We start from the raw sequence: 11,135 nt of genomic DNA, 5'->3' as shown, positions 1-11,135 counted from the left end.
GTGGCGACCAAGGGCACGGCGTCGGCCATCCAGGCCGCAGGCGTGCCGGTGAAGGTGGTCAACAAGGTGAAGGATGGCCGGCCGCACATTGTGGACATGATCAAGAACGGCGAGATTGCGCTGGTTTTCACCACCGTCGACGAAACCCGCGCCGCGATTGCCGATTCCCGCTCGATCCGCATGAGCGCTCAAGCCAACAAGGTCACGTACTACACGACCATGTCGGGCGCGCGCGCAGCGGTCGAAGGACTGCGATATCTGAAGGACCTGGAAGTCTATGATTTACAAGGACTCCATGCTCGCCTAAACTAAGGCTTCTGATTCGAGTCTCAGCAGTATCAGCAGTCTCCAAACGAAGTCTAAGTTTCAAGGGCCGCGGTTAAGCGGCGTCTTCCTTTTTTACCGGGAGATGCACTTAACCGCGGTAATTTTTTTACGTCTGCATTTTTGCGTAATGAGTTGTTTATGAGCACAGTTCCTTTGACTAAACGCGGCGCAGCGCTGCTGCGCGACGAATTGCAACGCCTCAAATCCGTGGAGCGTCCGGCTGTCGTGAATTCGATCGCCGAAGCCCGCGCGCAGGGCGACTTGTCGGAAAACTCCGAATACGACGCGGCCAAGGAGAAGCAGGGCTTTATCGAGGGCCGGATTGCCGAGATCGAGTCGAAGCTGGCCGGGGCGCAAGTCATTGACCCGACTACCGTGGAAGCCGACGGGCGGGTGATCTTCGGTGCGACGGTCGAACTGGAAGAGACGGCCACGGGCCACACGGTCACCTACCAGATCGTCGGTGACGACGAAGCGGATATCGACCATGGACTGGTGTCCATCAGCTCGCCTATCGCCCGTGCGCTGATTGGCAAGAGTGAGGGTGACGTGGCGTCGGTGCAGGCTCCGAGCGGCGCGCGCGAGTATGAAATCATCGCGGTCAAGTACGTCTGATGGCCCATCGATTCTTTCGGATTATCGCCATGATCTGGGTCGGCAGCATGCTGACGCTTGGGTACGTGGCTGCGCCGGTGCTGTTTAGCATGCTTGACCGGACGTCGGCGGGATCGGTTGCGGCGCAACTGTTTCGCATCGAGGGATTCCTCGGCGTGATCTGTGCGCTGCTGCTGCTGGTGTTGGCTAACCGCCTCGTTCGAACGGGTTTCGCCGAATACAAGCGGACCCGTTGGGTCATCGCGGGCATGCTGCTGTGCGTGCTGATCGGCTATTTCGCGCTGCAGCCGTTCATGAACGCGCTGCGAGTGGCGGCTCAGGAAGGCGGAATGGAACTCGCACAATCGCCCTATGCAAGCCGCTTTGGTTTGCTGCACGGCGTGTCGAGCGCGTTCTACCTGGTGGAAAGCGTGCTGGGATTGGTGTTGTTCTGGCGCCTGCCGCCCGCAAAGTTTCCGGCCCAATCGGTCATTCCGAAGGGAAAGACAGCCAGCGTCGCAGCGCGTCGCGCGCGCGGTTAAAAAAGCCGGTCATGCCCGAGGGGTTCGGGCGTGACCGGCTTTCTGGTTTCCAGGTGAGCGCGGAAGGGCGACCGCTGAAAAGCTTATTTCGACGATTGATGGTGACGCTTGGCGCTGGGCAGACGCTTCTTTGCGCGTTTGACGTTGCCGCCGGCCGTCACCCGTTCGTTGCCGCGAACCAACAGCTTTTGCTTCTTCGGCTTGCGCACCACAGGCGCGTCACGCGTGATCTTGACGACCTTGACCACGCGCGGCGCACGTCCCTTCGACGAGGTCTCAGCGGCGGCTTCGCCGGCACTCGGAGGTGCTATGCGGTTGGCGCCACGGACACCGGCAACGCGCGACGGCTTGGGAGCTTCGTCGCTTTCCGGCCGCCACACCACGAGCAACTTGCCGATCTGTTGCACCGGCGCGGCGTCCAGCCGGTCGCAGATGTCGGCGTAGGCTGCGACACGGGCGTCACGGTCGTCGCCGAACACGCGGATCTTGATGAGCTGGTGTGCAGCAAGGTGCACCTCGATCTCGGCCAGCACGGCCTCGGTCAGCCCTTCGCCGCCAACGAGTACGACGGGCTTGAGCGCATGAGCCTGGGAGCGCAGGTCGGCGCGTTGGGCGGGAGAAAGTTTGAGAGCTGGCATGAGAAGTAACGGACTCGACTAAAATGAGAGGCGCCGTAGCGTAAAAGCGGCTAAACGGTCGCGATTGCAAAACAAAGACGGGCAGGGCGGGACGCCTTGCTCAAGAAAATGACGGACGGCGCGAGGCGGTGCGGCGAGCAACGGACTTGATTTTAACGAATCTTTAATCGCCGGAGCTCGGGCGCCGCCCCTTGCCAGATAAGCCCGAAGCACCTTATCAGCCTCGGGCCTCCGGCAAACGTCGCTGGCAAACACAGGGCGCAACGGCGCCGGAATCGGCTGTCCACATCGACGAAGGCTGCCTCGTAAGTTGGCAAGCAAGTTGCCCAGCAAATGAGCAGCAGCCCGAATTAGACGCGTATTATCCGCTAAAAGCACAGCTTCACGCAGCAAGAGTTCATTCTTAATGGCAAAAAACCGCTTCAATTACTCGTGGCTGCACGACCACATCAACGACCCGTACGTGAAGCTCGCGCAGCGCGAGGGCTATCGGGCGCGCGCGGCATACAAGCTGAAGGAGATCGACGAGCAGGACAAGTTGATCAAACCGGGCCAGATCATTGTCGACCTGGGCTCGACTCCGGGGAGCTGGAGCCAGTACGCGCGCAACCAATTGGCTAAAGGGTCCAAGCGGGGTGAAACGCGCGAAGGCGGGATCGACGGCAAGATCATCGCGCTCGACCTGCTGCCCATGGAGCCGATTGCCGACGTGATCTTCATCCAGGGTGATTTCCGTGAAGACTCGGTACTGGACCAGTTGAAGGAAATCGTCGGAGACCATCAAGTTGATCTTGTAATTTCCGACATGGCCCCCAACCTCTCAGGTGTTGCCAGCGCGGATGCAGCGCGAATGGAACATCTGTGCGATCTGGCGCTGGACTTTTCTCAGAACCATCTGAAGCCGGAAGGCGCCTTATTGGTCAAATGTTTTCACGGCAGCGGCTATAGTCAAATAGTGGAGAAGTTCAAGCATCAATTTAAAATCGTCGCGCCGCGCAAACCGAAGGCGTCGCGCGATAAATCGTCCGAAACGTTTATTTTGGGCAGGCAACTCAAGCGTCGGGATTGAGAGTTGCGGGTGGAAACGCCGCCGGGGACCGGGTGTCCCGACGGTTGATCTGCCGAATATGTCCAAACAATCGGGTCCCGGCCGCTATGTTCGTGCTAGCTAAAGGTTATAGCAGGGGTTTGCGGTCTGGATTAGAATGCTTTGGTGGTGCCGCAAGGCGAATGTAGGCGCCCGTCTATGAGTGAAGGAGTGGTGCTTTGAACAACAATATGTTCTCTAAGGCAGCGGTGTGGCTGGTTATCGCACTGGTGCTGTTCACGGTGTTCAAGCAGTTCGACAAGCCCCGCGTCCAGGAAGGTGTTTCGTATTCGCAATTCATGGACGACGCGAAGTCCGGTAAGGTCAAGACAGTTACCGTTCAGGGCCGTAATCTCACCGTTACTCCCGCAGACGGTCAGAAATATCAAATCGTGTCGCCTGGCGATATCTGGATGGTCGGCGACTTGATGAAGTACGGCGTTCAGGTCAGCGGCAAGGCTGACGACGAACCGAACGCGCTCGTTTCCGCGCTGTATTACCTCGGACCGACGATCCTGATCATTGGTTTCTGGTTCTTCATGATGCGGCAGATGCAGGGCGGCGGGAAAGGCGGAGCATTTTCGTTCGGCAAGTCGCGAGCGCGGCTGATCGACGAGAACAACAACGCGATCAATTTTACCGATGTCGCAGGCTGTGACGAAGCGAAGGAGGAGGTCTCCGAGCTAGTCGACTTCCTGCGTGATCCGCAGAAATTCCAGAAGCTGGGCGGGCGTATTCCTCGCGGTGTGTTGCTGGTCGGACCTCCGGGTACGGGTAAGACGTTGCTGGCTCGCGCCATTGCCGGTGAAGCGAAAGTACCGTTCTTCAGCATCTCGGGTTCGGACTTCGTTGAAATGTTCGTTGGTGTGGGTGCAGCTCGGGTGCGCGACATGTTCGAGCAGGCCAAGAAGCATGCGCCGTGTATCGTGTTTATCGACGAAATCGATGCTGTGGGCCGTCATCGCGGCGCCGGCATGGGTGGCGGTAATGACGAACGCGAACAGACGTTGAACCAGATGCTCGTGGAAATGGATGGTTTCGAGGCGAACTCCGGTGTGATCGTGATCGCTGCAACCAACCGCGCCGACGTGCTGGACAAAGCGTTGCTGCGTCCGGGCCGTTTCGACCGTCAAGTGTATGTTGGCTTGCCGGATATCCGCGGCCGCGAACACATCATGAAGGTCCATCTGCGCAAGGTGCCTATTTCGAACGACGTCGACGCTTCGGTGATTGCACGTGGTACGCCGGGCTTCTCGGGCGCCGATCTGGCGAACCTCGTGAACGAAGCAGCGTTGTTCGCAGCGCGTCGCGGCAAGCGGATCGTCGAGATGGCGGACTTCGAAGACGCGAAAGACAAGATCTTCATGGGCCCGGAACGTAAGTCGGCTGTGATGCGTGAAGAAGAGCGTCGCAACACGGCTTATCACGAGTCGGGTCACGCGGTGGTGGCAAAGCTGCTGCCTCACGCAGATCCGGTCCACAAGGTCTCCATCATGCCGCGCGGCTGGGCATTGGGCATCACGTGGCAGTTGCCTGAGCATGATCGAGTGAATCTGTATCGTGACAAGATGCTCGAGGAAATCGCCATCCTGTTCGGTGGCCGTGCAGCGGAGGAAGTGTTCCTGAACTCCATGTCCACGGGTGCTTCGAACGACTTCGAGCGCGCAACGAAAATGGCGCGTGACATGGTGACGCGTTACGGCATGTCGGATGTGCTTGGCACCATGGTGTATGTCGACACGGAGCAGGACGGCGTGTTCGGCAAGATGGCGTCGAAGACGGTGTCCGAAGCCACGCAGCAAAAGGTCGATGCTGAAATTCGCCGGATTCTCGATGATCAGTATGGCCTCGCCCGCAAGCTGCTGGAAGACAACCGCGACAAGGTCGAATCCATGACGAAGGCGCTGCTGGAATGGGAAACCATCGACGCAGAACAGATCAGCGACATCATGGGCGGTCGTCCGCCGCGTCCGCCGAAGAATCTGCCGCCGCCGTCGAGTGATCCGTCGTCGGGTGGTGGAAATACCGGCGCGGAAGTCAAACCGGGTAACGCCACGGCTCCTGCTTCAGCCTGACGCGATCCTGAAGCAAATCGGAAGGGGCTGGTGTGTTTTCACACCAGCCCTTTTCCGTTGGGGCTCGCTTTTTGAGGCCTCCCGGCGCAAGTTCACTGGTTTGGCTGGTGATCGTTTGGGCTCCGCCGTACGCACTCCGAATGGCCGACCGTTCGGCGCCCATCAATCTAAAAACGTAGCTTCCTTATCGCGTCGCTGGACCACTATGCTGTCTTCACCTCTTCCGAACGGGCTTCGCGCCGTTGCCCAGCCACTTCAATGCGGCCGGTTCACGCTGACCTTTGAGCGCCCCCTGATCATGGGCATTCTCAATGTCACGCCGGATTCGTTTTCAGACGGCGGCCGGTTCGTCGCGCGCGACGCGGCGATCGCACAGGCCACCGAGATGATTCGCGACGGTGCCGACATGATCGATATTGGCGGCGAGTCGACCCGTCCGGGCGCGCCGCCTGTCCCGCTGGACGAAGAGCTCGAACGCGTAATCCCGGTAATCGAAGCGTTGCGGTCGGCGGGCGTGCCGCTTTCGATCGATACGTACAAGCCCGCGGTCATGCGCGCCGCGCTTTCCGCCGGCGCGGATATGGTCAACGACATCTGGGGTTTGCGTCGTGAAGGCGCGCTCGATGTGGTCAGGGACAGCAAGTGCGGACTCTGCGTCATGCATATGCTTGGCGAGCCTCAAACCATGCAGACGCATGAACCTGTGTACGGTGACGTTGTGGCGGAGGTGCGGGAGTTTTTCGAGGAGCGGCTGCGTACGCTGACGGCAGACGGAATCAGCGCGGAGCGGATCTGCCTCGATCCCGGTTTTGGTTTCGGCAAGTCCGTGATCGATCATAATTACACTTTGCTAGCGCATTTCGCCGAGACCCGCCCCGCGAATTCGGGCGTCCCGTTACTGGCTGGAATGTCGCGCAAGTCGATGCTTGGCGCGGTGACCGGGCGAACGCAACCGGTCGAGCGCGTGGCGGCGAGCGTGGCTGCGGCGGTGTGCGCGGCCGAGCGAGGCGCGGCCATTGTGCGCGTGCACGACGTCGCGGCGACTGCCGATGCATTGAAGGTATGGCAAGCGATGCATGCTGCCGCCAACTCAAGTCAACGCACGTGTCAACGTACGACCGAACGCCCGACTCAATGACCGGCGTTGCGACGGCATACGCATTGCGGGTGCCTCGAGAGGTTTGGAATTCATAGTTCGCGCTTAATTTTTCGCGCAAGGATAAAAACGAAACAATGGCACGTCGATATTTTGGAACAGATGGTATCCGCGGCAAGGTCGGCGAGGCTCCGATCACGCCTGACTTCGTGTTGCGGCTAGGTTATGCAGCCGGGAAAGTGCTGGCGGGAGCGGATCAATGGGCGCAGCGCGGCAGCCGTCCGACGGTGCTGATCGGCAAGGACACGCGGGTGTCGGGGTACATGCTGGAAGCGGCGCTCGAGTCGGGTTTTTCGGCGGCGGGGGTTGACGTCATGCTGGCCGGCCCAATTCCGACGCCGGGCGTCGCGTACCTGACGCGGGCCCTGCGCCTGGCGGCGGGCGTGGTGATCAGCGCATCGCATAACCCGTACTACGACAACGGCATCAAGTTTTTCTCCGCCGATGGCAACAAGCTCCCGGACGAAGTCGAGTTGCAGATTGAGGCGCAACTTAACGAACCCATGTCCTGCGCGCCGTCCGAACTACTGGGCAAGGCTCGCCGGCTGGACGATGCACGTGGCCGTTACATCGAATTCTGCAAAAGTACGTTCCCGGCTAGCTTCGATTTACACGGTGTCAAGCTGGTAGTCGACTGCGCTCATGGCGCTGCGTACGACGTCGCGCCGCAAGTGTTCCATGAGCTCGGCGCTGAGGTGGTGTCAATCGGCGTGTCCCCGAACGGCTTCAATATCAACGACGGCGTGGGCGCCACGGCGCCCGACGCGTTGGTGCGCGCGGTCAAAGAGCATCGTGCGGATATCGGCATTGCGCTCGATGGCGATGCGGACCGCCTGCAGATCGTTGATGCCTCAGGGCGGCTCTACAACGGTGACGAGTTGCTGTACGTGCTGGTCAAGGACCGCATGGCGACGGACGGGCGTGTGGACGGCGCCGTCGGCACGCTGATGACGAACATGGCGGTCGAGGTCGCGCTGAAGCAGGCGGGCGTGCAGTTCGTGCGCGCCGCCGTAGGTGACCGCTACGTACTCGAGAAGCTGCGTGAGAACAACTGGATGCTGGGCGCGGAAGGGTCGGGGCATATCCTGTCGCTTGACCGGCATTCCACGGGCGACGGCATTGTTTCTGCGCTGCTGGTGCTTGCGGCAATAAAACGCAGCGGCAAGCCGCTTGCCGACCTGCTCGACGGCGTGACGTTGTTCCCGCAGAAGCTCATCAACGTGCGGATGAGTCCGGACGCCGACTGGAAAAGCAGCGACGCTATCAAGCAGGCGATCGCGGACGCCGAGCGCGCGCTGGAATCGCATGGGCGGGTGCTTATCCGCGCATCGGGAACAGAGCCGGTGCTGCGCGTGATGGTGGAAGCCGCGTCGGAAGCGGATGCGGTCGCGCACGCAGAAAGTATTGCGAAGGTGGTGAAGGACGCGACGACCTGAGCGTCGCAAACGCTTGGAGCACTGAAAAAGTACTGAAAACGCCACGGTTTGTGCCGTGGCGTTTTTGCATGAGAGCGATTGCCGTCGCCCCATTTCAGGTATCGAAGTATTTAAAAAGAACGATCGATCCAAAAAAATCGCGCTAATCCGATCGCAACATTACACGGCATTGCGTGGCCAGAAAAATAATTGAAAGAAACACGGCCGAATCACCTCGACAGCCCGCCCATCAAGCCTCGGCCGACAAACCCTCGCACTATAAACTTTCGTTACCGTAAGCCCGTTGTCACGCTGGCTTCATAGTTAGTCATCGGACTGTCACATTGAGCCCCTATCCTTCGCGGTGTCGAGCCACTTGCTCACAACCCTGGAGATCACATGAAATTGATGCACACCGCGCTCGCAGGCATCGTCGGCGCAATGTTTGCGATGTCGGCTCAAGCTGCGGACATCACCGGCGCGGGTAGTACCTTCGCTGCACCGATTTACACGAAATGGGCCGATACGTACCAGAAGTCGGGCGGCGGCAAGGTTAACTACCAAGGTATCGGTTCCTCGGGCGGCATCAAGCAAATCATCGCGAAGACGGTGGATTTCGCTGGCTCGGACGCACCGCTGAAGGACGACGAACTGGCCAAGCAGGGGCTTTTCCAGTTCCCGACAGTGGTTGGCGGCGTAGTTCCGGCGATCAACGTGCCGGGTATCAAGGCGGGTGAGATGACGCTGTCGGGTGAAGTTCTCGGCGACATCTACCTCGGCAAGATCAAGAAGTGGAATGACCCGGCTATCGCCGCGCTGAATCCGAAGCTGAAGCTGCCGGATACGGACATTGCTGTCGTGCGTCGCGCTGACGGCTCGGGCACGAGCTTCATCTGGACGAACTATTTGTCCAAGGTGAACGCTGAGTGGAAGAGCAAGGTCGGTGAAGGTTCGACGGTCAACTGGCCAACGGGCACGGGCGGCAAGGGCAACGACGGCGTCGCCGCGTTCGTTCAGCGTCTGCCGGGTGCTATCGGTTACGTGGAATGGGCGTACGCTAAGCAAAACAAGATGACGTACGTCGACTTGAAGAACGCAGCGGGCGCAGTGGTCGAGCCGAAGACGGAAACGTTCAAGGCCGCTGCAGCGAGCGCAGACTGGTCGAAGTCGTTCTACCAGATCCTGACGAACGAGCCGGGCAAGGACGCATGGCCGATCGTCGGCGCAACCTTCGTGCTGCTCCACACGACGCAGGACAAGGAAGCGCAAGGCGCGGAAACGCTGAAGTTCTTTGGCTGGGCGTTCAAAAACGGTACGCAAGCTGCCAACGAACTCGACTACATTTCGTTGCCTGATTCGGTAGTTGCCGAAATCGAAACGCAGTGGAAGGCGAAAGTGAAGGACGCATCGGGCAAGGCAGTCGCGCAGTAAGCTGCTTTTTTAAGCGGTAAGCAACAGGCATCTGGCTTTTCTGTCCGTATTGCCGCGCGGCATCCGCCGCGCGGCCCTTCCGAAGGTTCCCATGTCGGACATCAACTTCTCATCGACTCCGCCCGCCAGCCGCGCTCAACGCGCTCCCGGTCGTCTCGGTGATATCGTTTTCGGTGGGCTGACACGGCTTGCCGCCGTCGTCACGCTGCTGCTGCTGGGCGGCATTATTGTGTCGCTGGTGGTGGCCTCGCTGCCTACGCTTCAAAAATTTGGTCTCAGTTTCCTGTGGCGTTCCGACTGGGATCCACAGACCGATAGTTTCGGCGCGCTCGTGCCTATCTACGGCACCATCGCCACGTCCATCATTGCGCTGATCATCGCGGTGCCCGTGAGCTTCGGCATTGCGTTGTTCCTGACTGAGCTCGCGCCCGCGTGGCTGCGCCGGCCGCTCGGCGTGGCGATTGAACTGCTCGCCGCAATCCCGTCGATCGTTTACGGCATGTGGGGCCTGCTGGTGTTCTCGCCCATTTTCGCGACATATTTCGAAAAACCGCTGGGCAGTGCGCTCGGTAACGTCTGGTTGATCGGCCGCTTTTTCCAGGGGCCGCCTATTGGCATCGGCATCCTTTGCGCTGGCGTGATCCTGGCGATCATGATCATTCCGTACATCGCGGCCGTGATGCGCGACGTGTTCGAAGTCACGCCGGTGTTGCTGAAGGAATCGGCGTATGGAATTGGCTGCACGACTTGGGAAGTAATGTGGAAGATCGTGCTGCCGTTCACGCGAACGGGCGTGATTGGCGGCGTGATGCTCGGCCTAGGCCGCGCCCTCGGTGAAACAATGGCGGTGACGTTCGTGATCGGTAACACCAATCTGCTCGATAACGTCTCGCTGTTTTCGCCGGGCAACAGCATTACCTCCGCGCTTGCTAATGAGTTTGCTGAAGCGAGCCCGGGCTTGCATACATCGGCGTTGATGGAGCTTGGCTTGATCCTGTTCCTGATCACGTTCATCGTACTGTCGTTGTCCAAACTCATGTTGCTGCGCCTCGAAAAAGGGGAGGGTGGCAAGTGAACAGGTCAACTACTCCATTCCCCGGTTCCGGTAATCCGGAGCGGGAAGAAGCTACGCGCATCAAGTTGCAGCGGCGTCGTCGTGGGAAAAACGTGGTCGCGCTGGTGTTGTCGCTGGCGGCCATGGCGTTCGGCTTGTTGTGGCTCGTGTGGATTCTGTTCACCACGGTCAAGCTGGGTATCGGCGGAATGTCGATCGAACTGTTCACGCAGAACACGCCCCCGCCTAATACCGATGGCGGTGGTTTGCTGAACGCGATTGTCGGCAGCTTGATGCTCGTGCTGCTCGCCACGTTCATCGGCACGCCGCTTGGGATTCTCGCGGGCGTGTATCTCGCCGAATATGGCGACAAGCGCTGGCTCGCAAGCGTGACGCGTTTCATCAACGACATCCTGTTGTCGGCGCCGTCAATTGTGATCGGCTTGTTCGTGTATGCGCTGGTGGTCGCGCAAATGGGGCGCTTCAGCGGCTGGGCCGGGGTGATCGCGCTCGCTTTGCTGCAGATTCCCATCGTGATCCGCACGACGGAAAACATGTTGAGACTCGTGCCGAATGCGCTGCGTGAAGCGGCTTTCGCACTCGGCACGCCGAAGTGGAAGATGATCTGTTCGATCACGCTGAAGGCGTCGGTGAGCGGCATTGTGACGGGCGTCCTGCTTGCCGTTGCACGCATCACCGGTGAAACCGCGCCGCTGCTATTCACGGCGCTGTCCAACCAGTTCTTCTCGTGGGACATGAATCAACCGGTGGCCAACCTGCCCGTCACGATCTACAAGTTCGCGATGAGCCCGTTCC

At 59.8% G+C, this 11,135-nt stretch carries 10 protein-coding genes and 1 pseudogene; 10 read left to right on the top strand and 1 reads right to left on the bottom strand.

The features are described from left to right. From JWR14_RS04510 to JWR14_RS04500, 3 genes and pseudogenes are all read left to right on the top strand, one after another. A pseudogene (locus tag JWR14_RS04510) lies at window positions 1-312 on the top strand (carbamoyl phosphate synthase large subunit); the annotation flags it as partial. Window positions 313-465: 153 nt separating this feature from the next. After that, window positions 466-942 (top strand): transcription elongation factor GreA, encoded by a 477-nt coding sequence (gene greA, locus JWR14_RS04505; protein ID WP_299702049.1) that lies wholly within the window; start codon window positions 466-468, stop codon window positions 940-942. Next, window positions 942-1,463: a DUF4149 domain-containing protein gene (locus JWR14_RS04500; RefSeq protein ID WP_299702046.1), complete on the top strand. Its 522-nt coding sequence runs from the start codon at window positions 942-944 to the stop codon at window positions 1,461-1,463. The genes greA and JWR14_RS04500 overlap by 1 nt, the downstream gene beginning before the upstream one ends. A gap of 83 nt (window positions 1,464-1,546) precedes the next feature. On the opposite strand, the gene JWR14_RS04495 is transcribed toward JWR14_RS04500, so the two are convergent. Further along, entirely contained in the window at window positions 1,547-2,101 is a 555-nt protein-coding gene (locus tag JWR14_RS04495; RefSeq protein ID WP_299702043.1) for a YhbY family RNA-binding protein, read from the bottom strand. A gap of 406 nt (window positions 2,102-2,507) precedes the next feature. Between JWR14_RS04495 and JWR14_RS04490 the strand changes: the two genes are divergently transcribed. The 7 genes from JWR14_RS04490 to pstA form a co-directional block, all read left to right on the top strand. Continuing rightward, a complete protein-coding gene (locus JWR14_RS04490) occupies window positions 2,508-3,170 on the top strand; it encodes an RlmE family RNA methyltransferase (protein WP_089159164.1) in 663 nt (220 codons plus the stop codon). Between the two features lie 197 nt (window positions 3,171-3,367). Further along, the gene (gene ftsH, locus JWR14_RS04485; RefSeq protein ID WP_299702032.1) at window positions 3,368-5,263 is read left to right on the top strand and encodes an ATP-dependent zinc metalloprotease FtsH; all 1,896 of its coding nucleotides are present in this window, start codon (window positions 3,368-3,370) and stop codon (window positions 5,261-5,263) included. Between the two features lie 205 nt (window positions 5,264-5,468). Continuing rightward, window positions 5,469-6,401 (top strand): dihydropteroate synthase, encoded by a 933-nt coding sequence (gene folP / locus JWR14_RS04480; RefSeq protein ID WP_299702029.1) that lies wholly within the window; start codon window positions 5,469-5,471, stop codon window positions 6,399-6,401. Between the two features lie 95 nt (window positions 6,402-6,496). Further along, complete coding sequence (gene glmM, locus JWR14_RS04475) at window positions 6,497-7,855, top strand: phosphoglucosamine mutase (RefSeq protein WP_299702027.1); 1,359 nt, start codon at window positions 6,497-6,499, stop codon at window positions 7,853-7,855. A gap of 378 nt (window positions 7,856-8,233) precedes the next feature. Then, window positions 8,234-9,265, top strand: a complete 1,032-nt coding sequence (gene pstS / locus JWR14_RS04470; protein ID WP_299702024.1) for a phosphate ABC transporter substrate-binding protein PstS — start codon at window positions 8,234-8,236, stop codon at window positions 9,263-9,265. Window positions 9,266-9,356: 91 nt separating this feature from the next. Further along, window positions 9,357-10,340 carry a phosphate ABC transporter permease PstC gene (pstC, locus tag JWR14_RS04465; protein ID WP_299702021.1) on the top strand — a complete coding sequence of 328 codons (984 nt, stop codon included), beginning with the start codon at window positions 9,357-9,359 and terminating at the stop codon, window positions 10,338-10,340. Further along, on the top strand, window positions 10,337-11,135 hold a 799-nt coding region (gene pstA, locus JWR14_RS04460), incomplete at its 3' end, for a phosphate ABC transporter permease PstA (protein WP_299702018.1). The genes pstC and pstA, both read left to right, overlap by 4 nt.

It is taken from the genome of Caballeronia sp. (genome assembly GCF_028292365.1).
In the GTDB taxonomy this organism is placed as follows: Bacteria; Pseudomonadota; Gammaproteobacteria; order Burkholderiales; family Burkholderiaceae; genus Caballeronia.
The sequence above is the reverse complement of the archived record's forward strand: the minus strand, read 5'-3'. Positions and strand labels throughout refer to the sequence as shown.

Excerpts from the sequence above, each read along its gene's own strand:
- glmM (WP_299702027.1), top strand. The coding sequence starts at position 6,497 with ATGGCACGTCGATATTTTGGAACAGATGGTATCCGCGGCAAGGTCGGC.
- JWR14_RS04490 (WP_089159164.1), top strand. The coding sequence starts at position 2,508 with ATGGCAAAAAACCGCTTCAATTACTCGTGGCTGCACGACCACATCAAC.
- greA (WP_299702049.1), top strand. The coding sequence starts at position 466 with ATGAGCACAGTTCCTTTGACTAAACGCGGCGCAGCGCTGCTGCGCGAC.
- folP (WP_299702029.1), top strand. The coding sequence starts at position 5,469 with ATGCTGTCTTCACCTCTTCCGAACGGGCTTCGCGCCGTTGCCCAGCCA.
- JWR14_RS04495 (WP_299702043.1), bottom strand. The coding sequence starts at position 2,101 with ATGCCAGCTCTCAAACTTTCTCCCGCCCAACGCGCCGACCTGCGCTCC.
- pstS (WP_299702024.1), top strand. The coding sequence starts at position 8,234 with ATGAAATTGATGCACACCGCGCTCGCAGGCATCGTCGGCGCAATGTTT.
- pstC (WP_299702021.1), top strand. The coding sequence starts at position 9,357 with ATGTCGGACATCAACTTCTCATCGACTCCGCCCGCCAGCCGCGCTCAA.
- JWR14_RS04500 (WP_299702046.1), top strand. The coding sequence starts at position 942 with ATGGCCCATCGATTCTTTCGGATTATCGCCATGATCTGGGTCGGCAGC.